This is a genomic window from Mucilaginibacter sp. 21P (assembly GCF_019331605.1).
In the GTDB taxonomy this organism is placed as follows: Bacteria; Bacteroidota; Bacteroidia; order Sphingobacteriales; family Sphingobacteriaceae; genus Mucilaginibacter; species Mucilaginibacter achroorhodeus.
Window position 1 is genome coordinate 2,414,515 of the sequence record NZ_CP063061.1, and the last position, 22,166, is coordinate 2,436,680.

Here is a 22,166-nt window from a genome sequence, read left to right on the forward strand (position 1 = left end):
TATGAAAAAAGAGTTGATAAACAAACTGAAAAAAATTGGTGGATTAAGCCGTAGTGAATCATGTATTGAAAGTGTTAATGAAATAAAGCTATCCTTAACTGAACTCGAAAATTTATTTCGTTGCCAGATACCTCAGTCTTATAAAGACTTTTACTACCATTTTGGGGCTGGAAATTTCAATAACCGTGTAACAGTTAAATGCTTAGATTCAGGTGTCATAATGCTGCCAGGGCAACGACTTAATGTTGGCAGCTTTTATTGTGTTTCTGGTTTGAAAGATTTTTCGATCCTGTCTGTTCTGAGTACTTATGAGGAACAGTTGTCGCCGGGCTTAATGCCTATTTGTGATGGTGAACTAGGCGATGTTATCTGTTTGAGTTTGCGCGACGGAGAAATTGGTCATTTATACTATTTTCATCACGAAAGTCCTCCGGGAGCTGATTTATATCTTATATCAAGAAATTTCGACGATTTTATCATGAGTTTAGATGAAGCTCAAGTTGATTATGATCAAAAGGAAATCGATAGCATCAAAATGGATTTAACGCCAGAGTTTATTGAGCTTCTGAAAAAATCAGGTTTTGGGCCTAAATAACGTTACAGATAATTTGAATGCTTGCTAATGTTTCAAATTCCAAATATTTATAAATCATTATTCCAATAAAAGGAGACAAGTAAATAATAATAATAGGCGAGAGTGTAAATCTTTAGAGGCAATTAATTCGGATTAATTAGGAAAATATTGATTGTATACCACTTGTTATTGCCAAAAAATAATCTCTGTTTATAATCAATACTAGATTACAACTTAAACGTACGTCATAAACTTAACTTAAGTACGCTCAAATGTATATGAATCAATACGGCGTTAGAATAACAATGTCGCAGTTACCAAAACCTGAAATCGCACAAATCATTTGCTTGCTTTTTTCCTTATTTGTTCCCGTAATAATGTTTGCACAAGCTCCGACCGTGACCAGCATCTCTGGTTATCGAACAGTAGTTGGTGCATCCGTCACTGTGAATGGAACCAATTTCAACACAACTCCGTCTAATAACGCAGTGTTTTTTGGAAGCACTCGGGCAACGGTGAGTGCTGCCACAAGTACGTCATTAACTGTTTCTGTCCCATATGGATCTACAGCTCAAGCACTAACTGTTACTAACACCGCAACAAAATTGACTGGTTATTCTCCAGGCGCATTTGTGCAAAGTTTTTCTCCGGTATCAAGTGTTGGTTCATATACATTCGATCCTGCAGTTTCGTTTGATACAGGGGAAAATCCTTACGCTGTGGCCTTAGCGGATTTGGATGGGGACGGAAAGCCTGATTTGTTAACAGCAAATGCCACTGGTAATACGCTCACTGTGCTCCGAAATCGAGGGTCGATTGGCGCTATAGGGTCATCAACATTTGATGATAAACTCGCATTCTCAACAGGGCCAGGTGCATCTGCTGTAAGAACTGCTGATCTTGACGGTGACGGAAAATTGGACGTTGTTATCGGTTATCAGAATGGCAATCAGATCTCGATCTTTATCAATACTTCATCCGCTGGCACCATCTCTTTTGGCACAAGAATCGATTTGACAGCCGGTAGCGCCCCTGCAGCTGTCGATATAGCAGATATTGATAATGATGGTAAGCCTGATATCGTAACTGCTAATGCTAAGGCCAATACGATCAGTATCATTCGGAATACAACCGCAGTAGGAGTCGTATCCTTCGCTAGTCAAGTTAGTTTAAACGTAGGGAACCTGCCGAATGCGGTTGATGTTGCAGACCTTAATGGTGATAATAAGCCAGAGATCATTGTATCAAATTTTGAATCTAAAACACTTTCAATACTCCGCAATATAGCTGTTGCCGGAACTATAGGCGCAGGTAGCTTTGCACCAAAAATAGACATCTCTGTTGCTGGATCCCCAACCGCTGTTGCGGTTATTGATCTTGATGGAGATGCCAGCATGACTCCCGAAATCATTACCACTTATTACACTCCAACAAAAAATGTAGTCGCCGTTTCTAGGAATACGATTACAAGTGTGGGTTTCGCTTTTACAGCAAGTTCGTTTGCTGCACCTGTTGAATTTACAACTGGTTCTGAACCAATGGGAATTGCGTTGGGGGACATTGACGGAGATCAAAAAACCGATCTTATAACTACAAATTACAACGCGAAATCTGTTTCCGTCCTTAGAAATACGTCGACTAGCGGAAGCATAACAACATCCTCGTTTGCTGCAAAAGTCGACTTTCCTACAGGCGAGATTCCTGTAGCTGCTTCGGTAGCTGACCTTGACGCAGATAAGTTCCCTGACATAGTAACCGCTTGTTACGGTGATAACAGCATCGTTATACTTCACACAGTTAATTCAGCCGGATTGTTAGGCCCAGCCGCAACTGAATCTACCGCATCGATCAGCGCTGGCAGTTTCATTAATACAGATATCTACGACCCAGAGTGGGCGCTGGATGCTCCGATCGGCTATACGATTGCAACACACGACGGTACGACGATAAACGCTGCTGGTAACGCTCCCGCAAACGCAGGCCGGTTCGTTTATTTTTCAACCATGGGATCTGTTACTCCGCTGGTTTATATACCCGGCACTTTGCAATTTACGGCAAAGGGTACCGGAACAATAGAAATTCAGTTGCTGACCACCTGGAATATGCAGATCTATGCAAGAAAGACCTTTACTTTAACTTCTTCTTTCCAGGACTATTCCTGGACATTGCCGAACATGTACCCCCAGAACGAATACGTTTTCGCGGTCATGGTTAATGGGGGGAACTCTTCTGTGCAAGCAACGGCCCAGTTCAAGAAAAACATGACGCTCGCATTGCAGCAGGGGGGCATGTCAGGTACGTTCAGACGTTACCGGGCTGACCAAAGCTCACTCATAGGGAATGTTGAATCCAACTATGCCGGCTACAGTGATCAGTTCGCAATAGACCGGAAGAAGTATCTGCAGCACTCCGCCTATTCGCGGATGCGTTTCACTACCGACGCTACAAAATTTGTGGTCGAATATGTGAGAGACTCTTATGACAAACAGGTTGTCAATCTTTTCCCTTATTCCAGCGGTATCTTAAATACAGATTTCAATGCCAGTGGCAACATTGTTACCGGTAATCATACGATTGCTGATGGAACTAAAGTGGTGGCTGGCAAGACCTACACGATAGCTGGGCTCAAAACGACCAGTCCTACCTATGTTTGGTTCAATGCGGCAGGGACGCCACTAGGTGGTCCGCAGGCATTGACCAATGTGTCGCCCGGAACAACCCAAAATCCGCTTTATCAGCTTACAGCGCCCGCCGGGGCGGTAAAACTGGCTTTGTTGGTTCAACGGATCGTAGATATGTCCAACTACCTCAGCCCTTCAAATGATACTTACCAGGTCTATTCCGAATGCAGCATCAGAGAAGGGACGGTGGCGGCACTAACTGCATCCGGTCCGATAGCCTTTACACCGTTTACGGGCAATGTACCAACCAAGATCTCTGGTATCGCGGTCTTTGTAAACGGCAAACTTTATAACTATTATCAGATCGAGGGAACGGATCTGGCTAAACGCGTCAGTTATCTAACTGACAACCTGCCGCCCGGTACGAAGACCGTTGAGATCATGATGAACGGACAAGGCACTTACACGGTTAACAATGTGCTGATCGACCCGCGTATCAAGCGTTCGGGAACCTATTTGCGGGCTGTTTATTTTCCGGCAAGCAACACAAGTGTTTTTCCGGCTGCTACACAAGCTGCTAACAGTATCCTGTTTATTCATGACTCTATCCTCTCCGGGTTTAATATATCAGAGAATGCTCAGAATAACGTATGGATGATGAAGATCAAAAATGATCCGGCTTATGGTTTTACCGGCGATATATTTTCTGAGGGATATTCCGGCCGTATCTTGTATACAGATATCGACACAGATCCCAAGGCGGATGCTTTTGCTGCTAAGTTGATTTCTTACGGAGTAAAAAATTTTTGGTTCCAGATTGGTGTCAACGACTACGGTTTTGTAACGCCGCTTCATCGCTTTTATAAGCAATATAACCGCTTGGTTGAAAAAATGAAAGCGCTGAAGACGGATGTGAAGATCTATGTTCAGGCCATTGGGCCGGTTATTTATGCTGATGCTAACGCGGAAACCTATGCTGACAATGGATTAGCTTCAACAGGTCCGCAGGCGAAAGATTTCATAGATGTGCAACACGCGATCGCCACAGCACCGACGCATAGCTATTGCGAGTATGTGGATTTTGAGAATCTTTTTCCGCCGAGCATAGAGAACCTGGGCGATGGGATCCACCCATCTGACGCCGGAAATGCTCTATATGCAGCTGGTATCAAAAATAAAAGTACGCTTTTAGGTACGGCACTGCCGGCAACGCCACTTGCGTTTGCGAGAACAGCCATTCGACAATTCGTGCAGAGTATTGAAACGGTCTCAGTGATCACCGCTCAGGGGGGGAAACCGCCGTATACATTCACTTGCCTGAGCAATAATGTGCCAGCCGGTCTTTTTTTCAATCCTGACGGCGTTATCACCGGTATACCTACTGTCAACGGAACATTTACGCTGAATGTGCAAGTTAAGGATGCCAACAATACTACCGTGGTAAAAAACTTTGATCTGACAGTAAAGCCAATTCCGTCTGTGAGAGTTGCCCCCGCGGTTATTTACAATGCCCAAACAGGTGTTGCTTACAACACCAAATTGATGGGCGCCGGTGGTTATGGCAAGTACACGATCACCAAGTCGGGCACATTCCCGCCGGGTATCGACTACGATATCGCTACAAATACTCTATCAGGCACCTGCAATACTGCCGGAACTTACAATTTCAGGCTGACTGCAGTAGATCATTGGGGATTCACTGGATATACGGATTACAGCTTCGTCGTTGGAACAGGTACGCCACCGCCGTTAAAGGACAACATGTATGTTACCGCAAGCGTGAGTCCTGACGGGAATCTTATGGTAGTGCCCCACCTTCATGACAGCTACACGACTGATATTTATGGATACTACGAGGTGTACTACCGTCCACCTTCAGGCGCTGACATCTTATTAGGGAAAAAGAATGCTATAGTGGCGCGGGGACAAATAGACGGTGCCCCGGTTAATTATGGCCCGGTACCTTCAAATGGTGCATTCAAAGCAAGACTGGACGGTTTCAGTATCGCTCCTGCAAGTTCCGATAACAAAACCTTTACGTGGGACGCGCTCACACTTATAGATCTGACCTATGGTACTTATACTGGCCCGTTACAGCCGGTCACTGATAATTATGTGGTCAACGCTTCGGTGAACGCAAATGGGGACGCCATTATCAGGGGGGATCTTAGCCGAGCTTACAGTGGGGATATCTACGCTTATGTCGATGTATATGTTGTAAAAAACGGGGTAGAGAATTGGCTAACGGGATTTAATTTGATTACGACCGCTGGCAATGCGCAATCGGCCTCCATCAATGCCGGACACATTAATTTCACAAAACCATATACGATCAAGGTTCATAATTACGGTCTTGACCCATCTGCATTGGATGGGCGAACGTTTAATTACACTGTTGACACCTTAACGCCTTTTAATTAATGAAAATGCATAAAATTTATATATTGAAGTTGCTTTTCGTTTTGATTATCTCTTCAACTTGGTCTGATGTTTTTGCCCAGGCAGATACCAGTTACTTTAAGCGTACGCCGCTTACAAAGATCATCAGCAAGCAGGAGGGACTAGCACAGCAAACCTCGGAATTAATTGTCCAGGCGCTTAGGATAAATGATATTCATCGGTTGAAATTAACGGTTCAATCCGGACGAAGCGGGGATTTTTACGTGGATTCGGCTGATGATGTCAAAATCATGCTTGCGGATAGTAATTCGATCGCTTTGAAAGTTGATAACCGACAACGCTCAGCATTTGGTGGAATGGGTTTCGGCAACTTTATAACCTTGGATTTGGAACTTTCTGATGAGCAGTACGAGCTACTTCATTCCGGAATTGTACAAAAGATCGAAGTACCTTACAGCGAAGGGATTTTTTTGTTCGAACTTAATGACCAGGCTGCTTTGGTGTTCAAAGAAACAATGGGCGGAGTAGAATAGATGCGAAAGCGTCGCATAAGATCTATAATCCTCCGAATTGGCGCGAACAGTCCTGATTTTGACTTAGCGCACGATAATGCTATTGCAGCCTATCCTGGCAACACAGCCAATTGTATAAAGCTTCTGTGAGGTCATACGATGGCCTTATTCGATCATGGGTACAATTTAAATTGCATATTATCATTGCTCTTATCGTTTGGTGGTGATGATCGAACGTCCTCTTTTTGCTAGATATCCTCAATGAATTTTGCCCAATCGAATGCTTATAAAGAATTACTCCACCATCAGTTTTTAGTAGATGATAGGGGGAGTATTTTAACGAAACCCTCTGAAGTGTTTAACGTTCCTTTTACATAACAGAAAAAGGATAGTAAATAATGCTGATTCATAACTACTTATCAATAGCTTGTTAATACTGTTTATAACCATCGACATCGTGTTTCAATGCTTCAAATGCTATCATTTACAAGTTTGCTTAGATTTAACTAGTGAAGTGTCTATATACATTACAATTATGGTTTAGTTTCGTAATTAGGTGTTGTGGTCTTCAAAGGGCTTTGCCATTAGCCCGACTGAATGGCATTAATATTGCCAAAGAACGATTAATGAAAAAAAAAATACCCCTGCTTACTTAAAATCATCAATTCAAGCTGTGACTGACAACATCCGACGTCTCAGAAAAACAAAAGGTATAAGTCAAAGATTCATGGCAGAAGCTCTCGGAATTTCCCAAAACGCCTATTCAAAAATAGAGTGTAACTCCAGCAGATTACAGGTGCAAACGCTGATTGTCATTGCTTCTGTTTTAGAAACTTCTGTAAATGAATTAATGAACTTTACGCCACCTGCAGCTCTGGATAGATCAAGCGCCTGAGGGTAGCATTTCGGTAATCAAATAACATGCGATTTCGCATAAATTTTACTGCTGTCCATGAAAAGCCCGGCTTTATATTTGGTGGGGTTTTTATGTGCTGCATCGATGATTTTGGACGGACTATATTTGCTTATAAAAAGCGAATAGTGGTTAAGGCCCAATTGTCCGCTTGTTCAATCTGATATAAATAACAGGTTCACCACATGTTTGAAAATTTACAAATCATTAGCAAATTTACATTATTATTAGAATGTTGGTATTAAAGATTTGTTGGTATTAATGCTGTCAACCGGCATGTGCTTATTTATGTTCGTGTAACGAATTGCAGGTAACATCGGACAGGAGGTCTCTGATCATGGATAAGCCACTGTTCCACCGCTTTAGCCGGTTAATTTCTCTAATTTTTTGCCTTTCCTTGACGGATTGATCAGGCTCATAGTAATCCTGCATCAATTTTTTCATTTCATTATGTATATCGGTGGCACAACCCTTCAGTACGAGCTCAGGATTTATGGTTGTCAAATCAGCTAACGCCTCAGTCATGCTTGTGACATAGTAGGGGCAATCCCAATCGTGACGGTAAGGCTGATCACCCTTTACGTTAACTTTTTGCAAGGGATGAGACAGGTCCTCGATAACTTCGCTTATTGCATCGCCAAATACATTGGTGTACTCGGCTACGAAGTGAATCCACCAACGCGGATGATGAGGTAAGTCTTTAACTAGTGTATCACAGACTAATACACGCTTTGGAAAATGAGGAGTTGATGGATCAATGATGACCAGGGAAGCGCCGAAATGACCCTCCTTTGGTGAATGCCGGCTGCAAATTACAAAATATTGGTAGCCAAGATTACCGGTGTCGTGCATCGCCATCATTTGCTCTTTGATCTCCTGAAGGCGATCTTCCAGATAGCCCCTTTTAAAAATTACCTGCAAGTGGCCTGCACCTTTCATCGCGAATCGCTTGCTGTTTTCATCAAAAACATTGCTGTTTGCCGGGCGACTGGTAAAATGGTTGCCGCTGTTGTAGCGTAAGTTTTCAGAGTCAGGCGGGTAACTGGCAATATTGGCCGTGTCACCTGGTTCGGTTTGCTTGGCAGGTTGTACCGATCGAAAAGGAACATGTAATCGCTCACTACTCAATCGGTGGGCAAGGTTATATATCCGCTGTTCCGCTTTCGCAAACAGCGGATCTCTGCTGACTTCGTCGAAATAAACTTCATCAGCACGTCGGCTCAGGTGACGCGCAATGACATCCGATTGGAGTAATTCCTTCAACGGATTTTCAGAATGAAGGAAGAAATCCCTGAGTGCGTTGTTTGTTAAATATTCCTCTAATGATTGGTCAAATCGCAGTAATGTTTTGCTTTCATACTGAGAAACCCAGATGCGTAAAAAGGACTGCACCGCTAAGTCAAAATTATAATTCGCAGCTTGTGCGATTTCCAGTGTACAGGTAACTTGCGACATAAACCGTTGTCCTGATAAAGTTTTATTATTTATTGTAAATCAATTGTTGCTGAACCCTTTAAACAAAGGTTGATCGATAATAGTACTTACAGCGCTAAGCATCGAAAGGCTTATGCGGCAACATTTGGGCTCGGAAAAAAGATAACAGTTGGCGCAGTTAATTTTCATCTTATACATTTAATAAAAAGTGATTTGGCCAACGGATTTATGACACTTCTAAAATAAGCAAAAACTTAGGGTTCTACACTCTGAAAAATAAAAAAACACAATCTATATTTAAACTTTTTTAATTAACATGATAGATTCTTTACCTATCATTTTATTAGGTTTGTCTTTTAACTATATGAACATGCTTTGGTACGAAGTCGAGATACAGCTTTTGGAAGATCAGCGTGCCAGTTTCAATTATGAACCTGACACTTTGTTTTACGGAAGTTCTTCAATCAGGCAATGGACTACCCTAGCCGATGATTTTAAAGGATTAAAGCCTGTAAATCTCGGATTCGGTGGTTCTACGTTGGCGGCCTGTGCTTGGTTCTTTGACCGAATAACTGATGGATTTCAGCCTGAACGGATAGTTGTATACGCCGGAGATAATGATCTCGCCGATGGACGCCATCCTCAGGAGGTTGCAATTTCGTTTAAATACTTAGCGGATTGTGTGATGGCACGGTATGGACCAATTCCATGTTATTTTATTTCCCTAAAACCAAGTATCGCGCGCTGGGGGCTGATAGCCCAATTTAAATATGCTAACGAACTCTTAGCGGATGCCATCAAAGGCAGTCACCAGAATTGGCATTGGGTGGATATTTTTACACCCATGTTAAACGTTAAGGGGCAACCGGAGGTGAGTTACTTCAACGCTGACGGACTTCATCTCAACGATGAAGGCTACCGGCTTTGGAGTAGCGTCTTGCTTGATACTTTGAATCCAAAATAAGCATATCGGCCGCAATGTTTAAACGGTATTGCTCCATCCGGAATATAGTCAAACATTGAATGCTTATCGAGTTATTGATCGAAAGAGAAACTACATTTACTAAACATCACAAACATAAGATCAATTAGACGCTTTATATCTTAGATCATGTTTCATCTGATCTAATTTATACGCTTGCTTAACTTATACTAAAGCCATTGTCAAAGTCTTACCTACACCCGTCGGAAATTACCGATAAGCATATGCAGATAGCCCTGGACCAGGTGAAACTGGGTTTCTGGGAGTGGGATTTAAATACCTGCGAATTAAAAGTAACGGTCCAAAACAAGCTCAATTTCGGTTTCTTCCCCGACGACGAATTCAACATCGATAGTATCAAAAATGCGATCTTGCCAGAAGATCTGCGTCGTCGCGATGCTGCACTTAAGGCAGCACTGGATGTAAACTGCGGCATCTACTCATTTGAATGCCGTGTAAGGCATGCCGATCAGCGTGTTCATTGGCTTCAGATCAGCGGAACGACGATTTTCGAAAATGGTATCGCTCAGCGGATCATCGGTACCAGTTTGGATATCACTGAGAAAAAGGATCTGGAAATCCTTCGTGACGAAGTGCTGAATATTGCTAATCATGAGCTGAAGACGCCCCTGTCAGCTGTGAAAGGCTATTTGCAATTGTTACACCGATTTGTGGCAAGATCCGGGAACGGACACTATGAACAGATCGCCTTTCGCGCACTAAGTGCGACCGACAAGATCACACGGCTTCTGGACGATGCCCTGCAAGCCGACAGTGTTCAGGCAAATGAGATGGTCCTCAGGAAAGAGCCGATCGATTTCCAAAACCTGGTAGAAGAAATTATCGCCAATACCATGCTGGTCAGCCAAAGTCATCAGATCGATTTGACGTCAAGCGGAGATTTGCCCAAAATTAGCGGTGACAGATACCGCCTCAGTCAGGCATTGACCAATATCATGAATAACGCCGTAAAATATTCGCCCGATCATGACCGGGTAGAGGTCAGCCTCGATCAGGACGAAAGTAACGTGCGTATCGTGGTCCGCGATTATGGCATCGGTATTCCACCGGGCGAAGCAGATCAGATATTCAACAAGTTCTACCGCGTTCAAAATGGCCACGATGCGATCACCGGAAGCGGCATAGGCCTGTATTTAAGCGCCGAGATTGTCGCTAGGCACGGCGGAAAAATCGGAACAATGCCGTTAAGTGACGGGCATGGCACGTCTTTTTACATTACCTTGCCTCATTAAAGCCGTCTAGCAAAGTCGACCGATCAGCTCGTTAAGCTCATCAAGATCAAATGGTTTGGCGATGAAAGCATTGGCACCGGCATCCATTGCTTTGCTTTCACCATCTTTGCTAGCGGAGAAAATGATCACTGGTATCTCTTTTGTGACCGGTTGATTTTTGATATATCGGGTTAACTGATCCCCTGTGATTTTAGGCATCCACATATCAAGCAGTATCAGGTCCGGCCGAAATGCATCAGCATTCCGCATCAGGCGGGTACTATCAATCTCTGTCTTTACCTGGTAATCGTCTGACAGAACTAAGTCGACTAGATCGAGGATGTCCTGATCATCATCGCACACCAATATTTTCTTTTTGATCACGCTTTTAAGTAAGGAATGGTGAAATTAAAAACAGAGCCATGGCCTTCCTCGCTTTCTACCCAAAGGGTGCCGTTATGTTCTGCAATGATTTGATTAGATACGTATAAACCTACCCCCAGACCCTGGAAACTATATTGAACGCTGTCAGCGCGGTAAAATCGCTCAAAAATCTTTTTTTGATCTTCCCGTTTAACCCCGACACCGCTGTCGGTGACCGCTACTTTTAAAAAACCTCCAAGCACATTCAAATGCACACCGATCTCCGAAGCCGAGGGAGAATACTTGATGGCATTTGTCAGTAGATTGATGAGAACCTGCTCGAGCCGGAAAAAATCGGCTTTGACCTTTTTGTCGGCCGATCCGGTTACCACAACCAGATGGGTGTCCGTGGATTCCCTTACCGCCTCTATTGCATTGTTTACCACGTCCATGAAGTTGAACTCGGTTAGGTTGAATATCATTTTGCCGGACTGTATTTTGGATACATCCAGCAGGTCATTGATCAGCGTATCAAGTCGTTCGATCGATTTGGTGGTAACTGCCAATGACTTCAGATCGGCCTCAGCATGAGCTTTATTCGCACGTTTTGTTAATATTTGTATATGACCTTTGATCGTCGTTAAGGGCGTCTTCATCTCATGGCTGGCTATCGAGATGAAATCCTCTTTGCGCTGTTCTGTCTCCCGGTGATTTGTAAAATCCTCCATGGCCAGTAGGATTCTGTTTTTATATTTACCTTTTAAAGTGATCTGGCGGGCGTTGAGTACGAGTAAACGTTTGCCGATGTGCGGGAAGTTATGTTCCACTTCAAACCCTTCAAATGGATTGCTGTGAGGCAGAATATCTTCGAGTACGACACGCAACTCCGGTATGTCCCATGCTTTGTCACTGATCTCGTAAAGCAGTTTCCCGACCACTTCCTTGCTTTCCAGTTTAAAAAATTTACAGAAATGCTCGTTGACCGACAAGACATTGATGTCTTCATCCAAAACGACGAGGCTTTCCCGGATCGTTTCGACTATACTCCCCAGATACTCTTCACTTTCCTGAAGATCTTTAGTCCGGCTAGCTACTCGGGATTCCAATAATTGTTTCTCTTTCTGCAATTCCTGCTCCGCTTCCCGTCGCCTGGTCACATCATTTTGCACACCGATGAAATGGGTCACCTTGCCATTCGCGTCGGTCAACGGGCTAATCACCAGCTGATTGAAAAAAGGTGTGCCGTCTTTTTTATAGTTTCGGATCTCCACATTACAGTTTTCGCCGCGTTGGATCGTTTCGCGTATGATCTTTCGCTGTTCCTGAGCCCGGTCGTTTCCCTGAAGGAACCGGCAATTGTGACCGATGATCTCGTCCTGACCATAACCAGTCAGTTCCTCGAAGGCCTTGTTGCAATAAATGATCGGATTGTCGGGTTGCCGGTTATCGGTGATGACGATCCCATTTACGGTCGCATCCATTGCTGCGGCGAACAGTTGAATTTCGGATTGGTTGAGATCGGCAAAGTGCTTATTTTCTTCGTTCATAAAAGGCCCGGAGTGACCGGCAGCTATCATAAAAAGTATTGATGTACCAATTTGCAAATACCTGACAATCATCAGGCCAAATATTGCTGCTTGTGCAAGTGGGGCATTGTATCACAATAAATTTAAGGTTATGCCTAATTGAATTAAATTGTACGCATCGATTACTCCCTGGACAATCAGCAGGAGGTCACTTAAGTCTTATACAGCTTATAGTGGGCTGATCCTGACAGGTTTTGTTTGTCAAATGTTGATCCAAACTCCTAGATTTGTGCAGTGCCGACAGTGGTACGAAATAATGTAGCGGACCATGATTTTTCAATTTCAAAAGCAATTTCCGGAGTTGAACAGTTACTGGGAGAGGTATCTGCCACATCAAAAGCGGCTGGAGATCCCGGCCAGAACGAAGCTACTACAGGAAGGCGCGTTTTCACAGCAGGCCATCTACATAGATCGGGGTTGTCTGCGCGTTTTCTTTAACAACAAAGGCGAAGAAAAAACCGTACAGTTTTTTTTTGAAGGAGAGGGGTTGAGTTCACTGGATAGCTTTGTCAATCATTTGCCGAGTCCGTTCACCATCGAGTCCATGGAGCCATCGATAGTATACCTGCTACCTAAGCGTTATGTGTTGGAATTACTGGAAGAAATGACGCTTGGTCCGGGCTTTTTGATGTTGTTCCTGAAAATGATGGCCAGCCGCCTTAACCATTATTCCGGTGAGTTTGTTTCCTTTATCCGGGATACGCCTGAAGAGCGTTACCAGCGCCTGATTAAAGAGCGCCCGCACATCGTTCAGCGGATAAAGCAGCATTACATTGCCTCTTATTTAGGAATCAGCAGCGTGCATCTGAGCCGCATCAAAAGCAAATTGGCCAAAGGGCAGGCACATTTCTAATTTCATAACATATGTTATGGTTCAAGCATGGACACCGCTGCAACTTTGTAAGCAAAACACAACTAAACGAAAGCTGCAGTTATCTATACGAAAGGCGAATTGCCACAATACGTAGAATTTTCCGTTCCGGAACCTCAAAACGAAGATGAGATCCTGGTAAAAGTCAAGGCCGTAGCCATTAAGCATTTTGATAAAGGCCTGGTTAATGGCACGCACTATGCAAGTTCAGAGCCCAGATCCGGTGGAAAAGTTATTGGGGGAGACGGCGTTTGCATGCTGCCAAACGGAAATCGTGTTTATGCTATTGGTATCAGCGGTATGCTGGCTGAAAAGGCGACGATCAATAGGCACCGCTGCGTTGCCATACCTGATAAGCTGGACGATGCAACAGCAGCTGCATTACCTAACGCTGTTTATGGAGCAGCGATGGCCCTGAGATTTAAGGGCAATATACAGTCTGGCGATACTGTACTCATCAACGGCGCTACAGGCTTCACCGGAAGGGTCGCCCTACAACTGGCTAAATATTACGGTGCGGGCAAAACCATCGTTACCGGCCGGGATCGGCAATCTTTAGGTGATCTACTTTTGTCAGGTGCCGACGAAGCTATTTCTGTAAAATTGAATGATGATGCTTTCTTGTCCGCCGTACATGAGCTCCACCAAAAAACGCCGATCCAGGTAGTGATCGATTATTTATGGGGGCGTACAGCCGAAATAATCTTGTCGGCCATCAAGGGTCACGGCGACTTTACTGTTCGTACGAGGTTCGTTTCTGTAGGCAGTGTGACGTGGGATCTCATCAATCTTTCAGCAGCCAGCTTGCGCGGTACTGATTTACAATTGACAGGTTCTGGTCTGGGAGCCTGGAGCGCAGCGCAGGTCGACGAACTGTTCAACAATATTTTACCGGAGACCTTTGCCTTGGCGGCTGATGGCAAATTGAAAGTCGAAACCTTACAGGTGCCAATAGCAGATATTGGTTCGCTATGGGACCTGCAGGTGCCCGGCGGCAAACGGCTGGTAGTCACCGTTTGATCAGCCGGATGGTGAAATGGCTAACGGTTGCGTGCTTGCTGTTAAGATTGATGTTCAGCTTATGGATGCTGTTAACGCCAAAGCTTACCTATTCAGTGAGGAAGCAAAAGTTTTTGCCGCCATTTCGGTTTCCCTGATTATTTCAGGGTAGAACTGGCAATAGTTAAGATACTGGGAACGGTCGTCTTGTTTATTCCTGGTTTGAACCGCATCATGAAAGAGTGGGCCGATGCTGGGTTCACCCTCAAGATAAGCCCAGGTTTTATAGCGCACATCGCATCCGGCGAATCCCTATCATCTGCTTCTACGTCTTTGCTTGCGCTAGCACTGCTGCTGATCGCTTATTGGGAACACCATGCCAGCCAGGATTATTGGGCATACTGCAACCAACCTCGCAAAAACAGACCTGTAGCTGCCATTAACTGTAGCGTGATCCGCCGATGTACAATCATACAAATTACTTCAATATACGGTGTAAACAGGGGCCATTCTTTGTTGTCACAGTCGATTAGCCCTATCATCTTCACCTTCAAACGCTGTAACATGAGGCCTTTGACGTGACTGTAGCATGAAACATTATTTTAATTTATGATGTTAAACTATTAAACCCTTATGATAATAATATGAAAAAGATCCTTTCACTGGCTGTAGCCCTCATGCTCGGAGTGTCAAGCATCACATTTGCCGGAACTTATCAGGACAGCACAAAATTGACCAAAAGCGGCAAGCTTGATCGCAGATACAATGTTAACAAGCACTTAAAAAAGGATGGTACGATGGATATGCGATACAAATCCAGCAAGAATGCCACAAAAAAGACCACCACTACGGTAGTCAAAAAGAAACAATAACAACCAAGCCCGGGAAGCCCGGGCTTTTCTCTGTTCTCTACATGCGCATATATAACGCTGCGACAAAGCCCTTGCCAAATCAACGAGGCTTTGTCGTATCACCGTACATCGGAAAGCGCCGATCAGTCACTACTATCCATAAGCCACGATCGATCGTTAAACGTATGCAGAGGTTTGAACTACCTACTGGCGTAGCCGCCCGGCCTTCATACCGCGCCGGCCGTAAGCCTTTACCAAGTTACAGCCTATAAGATCATGTGCATCAACCGTCTCAAAAGAACGCGTTCGTCAAAGAAGGATATATTGTAGCAATGACGTTCTGATAGTGGTTTAGCGACAGCAGCTTAAAGCATATTTAAGATATTTGCCACGTATCGTTGGAAATATAGATTGCTTAGTCATGGTCACTGCAATTGCTTATTTCGACTTGTAGTGAAACCGATTAGCTGGAATTTCAGATTTTGCAAACTGTGAACGCTTGCCGGTGATACTCGAAAAGATTCATTTGGCTTTTAGTCCGATCCGGGTGGTTTGGACCGATATCCCACTAAGACATTTGCCTGCCGGAAATTCCAGCAATGGCGCGAACCAAGATCAGCAGATTAAAGAAGGACAGGTGAAGTTATTTGCTGCTTTTAGCTAAGTAGCTGTCAGAAAGCTTGCTCAAGAATTTCTGACAGCTAACCTCGGTCTATGCAAACCGATTAGCAGTAAACTATTGGCGTATAAATTCGATCAGGTCCTGATTCAGTTGGTCTTTTGCCGTAATAAATAATCCATGCGGTTCACCCTCATAAATGATAAACTCGGCGCCGCTGATCATCTCAGCTGCTTGCTGACCGGTCGCGGCGATAGGAACTGTTTGATCATTATCGCCGTGAATAACCAACGTTGGCACGTTGATGCTTGACATATAAGGGCGGAGGTCAGTACTCGAGAATGCCGTTGCGCATTGTAGCGTAGATTTAAGTGTTGCCTGCATGGCACATATCAAATCATAAGTGAGCCGCTCGCTGCTAACGGGATTAGAGAGAAGACCTACACCATAAAATTGCTTGCCGAACGTACCGAGAAAGCCAGGTCTGTCGGCTTGTAGGTTTGCAGCGATCTCATCAATCTTGGCTTGTGGCACACCATCCGGATTATCCTCGGTTTGCAACATGAACGGAGCAATCGAACTGATCAATACTGCTTTGGTGACGCCTTTGCCACCGTAGTTTGCAAAATACTTGACTACCTCGCCGCCGCCCATGGAAAAACCAACGAGTACGGCATCTTCGAGCTGCAGTTCATCGATTAACGTTCTCAAATCTTCGGTCAGGGTATCATAATCATATCCATCCAAAGGCTTATTGGATTTGCCGAAACCTCTGCGATCGTAAGCGATGCACCGAAAACCTGCGTCGGTCAATGCTGCAATCTGGTAATCCCACATCGTGTGATCAAGAGGCCATCCGTGTATGAGTATCACTGGCCTGCCGGCACCAAGGTCCTCATAAAAAATTTTCGTTTCGGTTCCATCCGAATTTTTGCTGGTAATGAATTTCATAAGAGATGTTTATTGGTCAACATGGAATGCAAACAAATGTTCCGGTTTCGAAACTCAACTTCTTACAACCAAATTAAAACCAAAATATTGATAGCCTATTCACACAAATGGCAACAAAAAATTATTCAAGATTGTCCATACCATTTGCCTATAGTCATACGAGCACACAATAAATCGTGGTCCTGGAAGGTATGATTATTTGTTTGGTCAATGATTTAGGGTATATCCAATATCTAACCGGATTTTATGTGCTAAAATTTGTTCGCAAATGATTTTACCCTAGTAAAATGATCAAAGTAACCACAGCGCAACAAGTCAGCATTGTTGCCGATCAAATTAAAAATAGACGCTTAGGACTTAATCACACATAGGAATATTGTGCCGGAAGGTTGCACATATCACAGATTTCATACAGTAAAATTGAACGCGGATATAACAACCTGACAGCCGCTAGGCTGTTCGAAATTAAAATTATTTGAAGATTACGGTTAGGACATTTTAGCTATTAAGTAAAATATAAAGCCTTTGCCTCGCGCTCCGGCATTTTCCTATGAAAATCAATGATATGTATTTTTTTCATAAGAAGGAAAAAAACATCAACCTTAGCCAATAGCTGGTGAATGAGCGTCTCGTCAATCGGCACTATTGTTGTAAAGGCATTGTACTTTCAGTCTTATAACCTCTTTCATGGGTATATGATCTTAAAGCCCAGGAAAGGATGAGAAAATTATACATCGAAAAAACAAATCAAACTTTAATCAACGTTCGAAAAATGCGTGAAGCACGAGGACTTAGTCAGCGTTTTATGGCTGATAGATTGTTCATCTCTCAGAATGCTTATAGTAAGTTCGAGTTAGGCTATACAACTGTGAAATTAGAACACATTTATGCTATAGCTGTAATTTTTGATGTAAAGATCAGTGACATAATTATAATTTAATCGCGGAAAACTTTCCTACAAGTGATCAAAAGATTGAAATACCTGCTGAAGTAAAGAATTTCCGCGAAAACTAAGCTGAACATCCGGTTTGAACTAAGCTTCTATACGCCATGGTCACTTCCTCGATCAAAGCCGTATGATCATCTGAAATGCCGGAATTTAGAGAGAGACTTATCGGGTAAGCGCCGTCGATTATCCATTCGATAAGGTCATTACCTTGATTGTCTGCAACGATCAATCTCAGATCAGCTACTTGAATAGGTCTGTTTCCTTCTATGATATTCGATAGCCAATGATATAAGGCGGAATCCTTGGAAATAATCCCATGTTTTAAGGTCAAAGGTTGAGAGGCCATTGCGGTAGGCAACTGGTGTGCGTAAACTCCATCTTCCAGTACGTTTTGTTTGTCCTCATCCTTTTGAATCAAACCTGATGCCATGTCAAAAATTACCTTATTGTCTTGATAATGTAGTTCAAAGTAAAACAGTCATGATTCAGCGGAATATTTCATGATCTCAAGATATCATTTTTTAAACAGCATATGTGGTGAGCTGAATTATGCCTGTTGTTGATGACCGTGTTATCAGATACGCAGGGTGCACTAAAGGGCTTTGATTTAAGGTATCATGTTTTGATAATAATTCAAATGTTTAAATATTAAATAAAATAAAGAACAAATAGTTGATCTGAGGGTTTAGATTGGACTACTCTTTGCCGCAGCCCCAGTTTTTTTTGCAGATCAAACCAATATCCACCATCCATACATTTTTATTTTTTGATTATCATGAAGAAAGAATCAGGGGAACCAAAATTCAGCACTAAAACATCTCCCAAAGAACAGCCGGCTTTGCTGGAGTTGTTCACAGATGGCATCAAAGATATTTATTGGGCAGAGAACCACCTGGTAAAAACCCTGCCGAAGATGATTGCCGCAGCAACGTCAAAAGCGCTTGCCAAAGGCATTACCGAACATTTGGAAGAAACGAAAACCCATGTATCACGACTGGAGCAAGTCTTTGAACTCCTGGATGAAAAAGTACAGGCGCAGAAATGCGATGCCATGGAGGGCCTGTCTAAAGAGGGAGAAAGCATCATTGAAAGTACTGAGGCCGGCACAGCGACACGCGATGTGGGTATAATTCTGGCTTCTCAAAAAGTCGAACATTATGAGATCGCTACCTATGGTGGATTGCATCAGTTGGCAGTTACGCTGGGCTTGGATGACGTTGCAGCATTGCTTGCAGAGACTTTGGCAGAAGAGAAAGCAGCAGATGAGAAATTAACACAGGTTGCAGAGAGCGACATCAACTACACAGCAGCAAACGAAGCATAACATGGCAAAGAAACCCTCACCTAAAACGGGCACCGAAGCAGCTGTCGACAAACAGTTGGCACCGCAACCCGAAAACGCAAAAACGCAAAATCTTGCACACCATACAGCTGATGCTGCTGGCGAAAAGATGAATACCAACACCGGACTACCGATCAATGATGATCAAAATTCCTTAAAGGCGGGAGATCGTGGTCCGTCCTTGCTGGAAGATTTCCTCTTCCGCGAAAAGATGACGCATTTTGACCATGAGCGTATCCCCGAAAGGGTGGTACATGCCCGCGGTTCCGGCGCTCACGGCGTGTTCAAATTGTATAAACCTTTGCCTGAATATACCAAAGCCGCCTTTTTAAATGATACCGAAGTAGAAACGCCGGTGTTTGTTCGTTTTTCCACGGTTGCCGGCTCAAGAGGTTCTTCCGATCTGGCTCGTGATGTGCGCGGTTTCGCGACGAAGTTTTACACGGCTGAAGGGAATTTTGATTTGGTAGGTAACAATATGCCGGTATTCTTTATCCAGGATGCGATCAAATTTCCCGACCTGATCCACGCGGTTAAGCCTGAGCCTGATAACGAAATCCCGCAGGCCGCTTCCGCTCATGATACCTTTTGGGATTTTATATCTTTGATGCCCGAATCCGCGCATATGATCATGTGGGCGATGAGTGACCGTGCGCTTCCGCGCAGTTACCGTATGATGGAAGGGTTTGGCGTTCATACCTTCCGCCTGATCAACGCTGAAGGTAAAGCCAGTTTCGTAAAATTCCATTGGAAACCATTATTGGGTGTCCATTCAGTTGCCTGGGACGAAGCGCAAAACATTTCTGGAAAAGACCCTGATTTTCATCGCCGCGATCTATGGGATGCCATTGAAAGCGGTAACTTTCCCGAATATGAACTTGGCTTACAGATCATCCCAGAAGAGGATGAATTTAAATATGATTTTGATCTGCTCGACTCAACCAAGCTTGTACCCGAAGAATTGGTTCCCGTGCAACGCGTTGGTAAATTGACGCTGAACCGTAACCCGGATAACTTTTTTGCCGAGACTGAACAGATCGCTTACCATATCGGGCACGTAGTGCCGGGTATAGATTTTACAAATGACCCGCTCTTGCAAGGCCGTTTGTTCTCCTATACAGATACGCAGCTGACCCGTTTAGGAGGACCTAACTTCCAAGAGATCCCGATCAACCGTCCAATTGTGCCGGTACATAATAACCAGCGCGACGGCTTTATGCGCCAAACCATCAATCGGGGTAAAACCAGCTACAACCCAAACTCATTAGGTGGCAATGATCCGCAGCAGGTCAAAGAATCATCAGGCGGATTTGTGAGCTACCGCGAACGGATTGAAGCCCGCAAAGAGCGCCTGCGCAACAGGAGCTTTTTTGATCACTTTAGCCAGGCCAGGTTGTTTTTCAATAGCCAGTCAGACCCGGAAAAGAATCACCTTGTTGACGCACTTACTTTCGAGTTGGGAAAAGTAAAAACCATCGCTATTCGTGAGCGAATGTTAGGCATACTGTTACAGATAGACAAAGGCCTTGCAACCCAGGTAGCGTATGGATTAGGATTACACCTGCCGGAAGTGTTACCTACCAATCAAAGTATTCCTGCTGACGGAGATCCGTCACATTACCAATCGGTACAGGTAGATGGCGCGCTCACCAGTTCAGAAGCTTTAAGTATGGCCAATACGGTAAAAGACTCCATCAAAAGCCGCAAAATAGCGTTGCTGGCCGCAGATGGCGCAGATGCTGATTCTATAACTTTAATTAAAGATGCGTTATCGGCTGAGGGAGCGACCGTGGAAGTGATCGCACCGCGGCAAGGTTTTATAACCGCTACGGACGACACGCAGATCATGGTGGATCAAAGTTTCCTCACCGCTGCTTCCGTGCTGTTTGACGCTGTTTATGTCGCAGGCGGCACCAATGCGGTGGCCACGCTGGAAGCAGAAGCCAATGCTATTCACTTTTTAAATGAGGCATTCAAACATTGCAAACCGATTGCTGCGGCAGAAGATGCAACGCAAGTGATCGACGCTACCTACTTCAGTAAAAAGCTGCCTCCTGATTTTTCTGAAGAATCAGTATTACGAGAAGGAATACTGGTTGGGAAGGTCGATAAAAACTTTACAACGTTGCTGATCAAAATGATATCGCAACACCGTTTTTGGGAGCGTGAAAAACCGAGGTTGATACCTGCATAATTGATACCGTATCTATGAATGAAACGATCCAAGCGATCATCAACGCCGCCCGGACGGGCGACGTTGATGCTTTAAAAGACCTGATCAATGCTAAGACGGATTTGAATGCGACTGATGAGAAAGGGTATACGCCGCTGATCATTGCCTGTTACAACAACCGACTGGAAGCAGCTGAACATCTTCTAAAGGCGGGTGCAGACCCTAATGCTGCAGACTTTGGTGGTAATACAGCGCTGATGGGTGCTTGCTTCAAAGGTTATCCGGAGATCGTGGAGTTACTCATCGAAAATGGCGCAGACCTAAACCGGCAGCATGGAAACGGTGGAACAGCGCTTATGTTCGCGGCTATGTTTGGCCGCAATCAGTTACTCAAGTTGTTATTGGAACACGGTGCAGATATAACGCTACTGGATAACCGTGGTATGTCCGTGTTTGATTTGGCTGCGCAGCAAGGCAATGAAGACGGTATTGTCATGCTGGAAAACTATCAATAGGCTGGGTGAATTTGATGTTTGATCAGCGATGACGAATTAACATTGAAAAAGTCTGCTTCTCAACCCTGTATTTCTTAGCGTTTAAACTGGTCAGTTATTCGCTCAGCCGAATTAGCTGAAACTTGCATTCTCGACATCTATAGGTATCGTATTACTTGAGATACGTTATCTATGATGTTGGCTGAGTTTGGAGTATCTTTCCTTAAAAATCCTGCTAAGAAATGCTTGTAGACCACTTTTCGAAACCGATCAAAGCGAGTGAGCCTTTAGACTTTTAGG

18 protein-coding genes and 1 pseudogene are annotated in these 22,166 nt (G+C 44.1%); 14 read left to right on the top strand and 5 right to left on the bottom strand.

From position 1 onward, the window contains the following. Position 1 precedes the first annotated feature (1 nt). The 4 genes from INP83_RS10980 to INP83_RS10995 all read left to right on the top strand — a co-directional run bounded on the left by INP83_RS10980 (position 2) and on the right by INP83_RS10995 (position 7,002). Positions 2-595: an SMI1/KNR4 family protein gene (locus tag INP83_RS10980; protein WP_219123946.1), complete on the top strand. Its 594-nt coding sequence runs from the start codon at positions 2-4 to the stop codon at positions 593-595. A 356-nt stretch (positions 596-951) separates the two neighbouring features. Beyond that, positions 952-5,616 carry an FG-GAP-like repeat-containing protein gene (locus tag INP83_RS10985; RefSeq protein ID WP_255563310.1) on the top strand — a complete coding sequence of 1,555 codons (4,665 nt, stop codon included), beginning with the start codon at positions 952-954 and terminating at the stop codon, positions 5,614-5,616. After that, complete coding sequence (locus INP83_RS10990) at positions 5,616-6,128, top strand: hypothetical protein (RefSeq protein WP_219123949.1); 513 nt, start codon at positions 5,616-5,618, stop codon at positions 6,126-6,128. The genes INP83_RS10985 and INP83_RS10990 overlap by 1 nt, the downstream gene beginning before the upstream one ends. Before the next feature lie 652 nt (positions 6,129-6,780). Then, positions 6,781-7,002 carry a helix-turn-helix domain-containing protein gene (locus INP83_RS10995; protein ID WP_219123951.1) on the top strand — a complete coding sequence of 74 codons (222 nt, stop codon included), beginning with the start codon at positions 6,781-6,783 and terminating at the stop codon, positions 7,000-7,002. Between the two features lie 300 nt (positions 7,003-7,302). Here the strand turns inward: INP83_RS10995 and INP83_RS11000 are convergent, their stop codons facing one another. After that, positions 7,303-8,475 (bottom strand): hypothetical protein, encoded by a 1,173-nt coding sequence (locus tag INP83_RS11000; RefSeq protein WP_219123952.1) that lies wholly within the window; start codon positions 8,473-8,475, stop codon positions 7,303-7,305. Positions 8,476-8,770: 295 nt separating this feature from the next. Here INP83_RS11000 and INP83_RS11005 point away from each other — a divergent pair, with 295 nt between their 5' ends. Beyond that, a complete protein-coding gene (locus INP83_RS11005; RefSeq protein WP_255563119.1) occupies positions 8,771-9,418 on the top strand; it encodes a GDSL-type esterase/lipase family protein in 648 nt (215 codons plus the stop codon). A 242-nt stretch (positions 9,419-9,660) separates the two neighbouring features. Beyond that, entirely contained in the window at positions 9,661-10,689 is a 1,029-nt protein-coding gene (locus INP83_RS11010) for a PAS domain-containing sensor histidine kinase (RefSeq protein ID WP_219123954.1), read from the top strand. Between the two features lie 6 nt (positions 10,690-10,695). Here INP83_RS11010 and INP83_RS11015 read toward each other — a convergent pair whose 3' ends face one another. Together INP83_RS11015 and INP83_RS11020 are read right to left on the bottom strand one after the other, a co-directional pair. Further along, the gene (locus INP83_RS11015) at positions 10,696-11,052 is read right to left on the bottom strand and encodes a PleD family two-component system response regulator (RefSeq protein ID WP_219123955.1); all 357 of its coding nucleotides are present in this window, start codon (positions 11,050-11,052) and stop codon (positions 10,696-10,698) included. Then, positions 11,049-12,650: a PAS domain S-box protein gene (locus INP83_RS11020; RefSeq protein WP_255563120.1), complete on the bottom strand. Its 1,602-nt coding sequence runs from the start codon at positions 12,648-12,650 to the stop codon at positions 11,049-11,051. The genes INP83_RS11015 and INP83_RS11020 overlap by 4 nt, the downstream gene beginning before the upstream one ends. 235 nt (positions 12,651-12,885) lie before the next feature. On the opposite strand from INP83_RS11020, the gene INP83_RS11025 reads away from it, so the two are divergent. The 4 genes and pseudogenes from INP83_RS11025 (at position 12,886) to INP83_RS11040 (ending at position 15,359) form a co-directional block, all read left to right on the top strand. Then, the gene (locus INP83_RS11025; protein WP_219123957.1) at positions 12,886-13,470 is read left to right on the top strand and encodes a Crp/Fnr family transcriptional regulator; all 585 of its coding nucleotides are present in this window, start codon (positions 12,886-12,888) and stop codon (positions 13,468-13,470) included. Positions 13,471-13,569: 99 nt separating this feature from the next. Continuing rightward, complete coding sequence (locus tag INP83_RS11030) at positions 13,570-14,508, top strand: zinc-binding alcohol dehydrogenase family protein (RefSeq protein WP_255563121.1); 939 nt, start codon at positions 13,570-13,572, stop codon at positions 14,506-14,508. 129 nt (positions 14,509-14,637) lie between these two features. Then, positions 14,638-15,069, top strand: a pseudogene (locus tag INP83_RS21360) (DoxX family protein); the annotation flags it as partial. A 62-nt stretch (positions 15,070-15,131) separates the two neighbouring features. Then, complete coding sequence (locus INP83_RS11040; RefSeq protein ID WP_219123959.1) at positions 15,132-15,359, top strand: hypothetical protein; 228 nt, start codon at positions 15,132-15,134, stop codon at positions 15,357-15,359. Between the two features lie 715 nt (positions 15,360-16,074). On the opposite strand, the gene INP83_RS11045 is transcribed toward INP83_RS11040, so the two are convergent. Next, positions 16,075-16,908: an alpha/beta fold hydrolase gene (locus tag INP83_RS11045; RefSeq protein ID WP_219123960.1), complete on the bottom strand. Its 834-nt coding sequence runs from the start codon at positions 16,906-16,908 to the stop codon at positions 16,075-16,077. Between the two features lie 718 nt (positions 16,909-17,626). On the opposite strand from INP83_RS11045, the gene INP83_RS11050 reads away from it, so the two are divergent. Further along, the gene (locus INP83_RS11050; RefSeq protein WP_219123962.1) at positions 17,627-17,848 is read left to right on the top strand and encodes a helix-turn-helix domain-containing protein; all 222 of its coding nucleotides are present in this window, start codon (positions 17,627-17,629) and stop codon (positions 17,846-17,848) included. 70 nt (positions 17,849-17,918) lie between these two features. Here INP83_RS11050 and INP83_RS11055 read toward each other — a convergent pair whose 3' ends face one another. Continuing rightward, entirely contained in the window at positions 17,919-18,287 is a 369-nt protein-coding gene (locus INP83_RS11055) for a phage tail protein (RefSeq protein WP_219123964.1), read from the bottom strand. Positions 18,288-18,632: 345 nt separating this feature from the next. Here INP83_RS11055 and INP83_RS11060 point away from each other — a divergent pair, with 345 nt between their 5' ends. Genes INP83_RS11060 through INP83_RS11070 form a run of 3 tightly spaced genes read left to right on the top strand, consistent with a single transcriptional unit; the run spans position 18,633 to position 21,887 of the window. Next, the gene (locus tag INP83_RS11060) at positions 18,633-19,181 is read left to right on the top strand and encodes a ferritin-like domain-containing protein (protein ID WP_219123966.1); all 549 of its coding nucleotides are present in this window, start codon (positions 18,633-18,635) and stop codon (positions 19,179-19,181) included. Between the two features lies 1 nt (position 19,182). Beyond that, positions 19,183-21,393, top strand: a complete 2,211-nt coding sequence (locus INP83_RS11065; RefSeq protein WP_219123968.1) for a catalase — start codon at positions 19,183-19,185, stop codon at positions 21,391-21,393. 14 nt (positions 21,394-21,407) lie between these two features. After that, positions 21,408-21,887 carry an ankyrin repeat domain-containing protein gene (locus tag INP83_RS11070; RefSeq protein WP_219123970.1) on the top strand — a complete coding sequence of 160 codons (480 nt, stop codon included), beginning with the start codon at positions 21,408-21,410 and terminating at the stop codon, positions 21,885-21,887. Positions 21,888-22,166: the final 279 nt, after the last annotated feature.

Bases quoted from the DNA above. Each gene is read 5' to 3' on its own strand.
- INP83_RS10980 (WP_219123946.1), top strand. From the start codon at position 2: ATGAAAAAAGAGTTGATAAACAAACTGAAAAAAATTGGTGGATTAAGC.
- INP83_RS11025 (WP_219123957.1), top strand. From the start codon at position 12,886: ATGATTTTTCAATTTCAAAAGCAATTTCCGGAGTTGAACAGTTACTGG.
- INP83_RS11005 (WP_255563119.1), top strand. From the start codon at position 8,771: ATGATAGATTCTTTACCTATCATTTTATTAGGTTTGTCTTTTAACTAT.
- INP83_RS11055 (WP_219123964.1), bottom strand. From the start codon at position 18,287: ATGGCATCAGGTTTGATTCAAAAGGATGAGGACAAACAAAACGTACTG.
- INP83_RS10985 (WP_255563310.1), top strand. From the start codon at position 952: ATGTTTGCACAAGCTCCGACCGTGACCAGCATCTCTGGTTATCGAACA.
- INP83_RS11060 (WP_219123966.1), top strand. From the start codon at position 18,633: ATGAAGAAAGAATCAGGGGAACCAAAATTCAGCACTAAAACATCTCCC.
- INP83_RS11045 (WP_219123960.1), bottom strand. From the start codon at position 16,908: ATGAAATTCATTACCAGCAAAAATTCGGATGGAACCGAAACGAAAATT.
- INP83_RS11070 (WP_219123970.1), top strand. From the start codon at position 21,408: ATGAATGAAACGATCCAAGCGATCATCAACGCCGCCCGGACGGGCGAC.
- INP83_RS11040 (WP_219123959.1), top strand. From the start codon at position 15,132: ATGAAAAAGATCCTTTCACTGGCTGTAGCCCTCATGCTCGGAGTGTCA.
- INP83_RS11065 (WP_219123968.1), top strand. From the start codon at position 19,183: ATGGCAAAGAAACCCTCACCTAAAACGGGCACCGAAGCAGCTGTCGAC.
- INP83_RS11000 (WP_219123952.1), bottom strand. From the start codon at position 8,475: ATGTCGCAAGTTACCTGTACACTGGAAATCGCACAAGCTGCGAATTAT.
- INP83_RS10990 (WP_219123949.1), top strand. From the start codon at position 5,616: ATGAAAATGCATAAAATTTATATATTGAAGTTGCTTTTCGTTTTGATT.
- INP83_RS11050 (WP_219123962.1), top strand. From the start codon at position 17,627: ATGAGAAAATTATACATCGAAAAAACAAATCAAACTTTAATCAACGTT.
- INP83_RS11020 (WP_255563120.1), bottom strand. From the start codon at position 12,650: ATGATTGTCAGGTATTTGCAAATTGGTACATCAATACTTTTTATGATA.
- INP83_RS11010 (WP_219123954.1), top strand. From the start codon at position 9,661: ATGCAGATAGCCCTGGACCAGGTGAAACTGGGTTTCTGGGAGTGGGAT.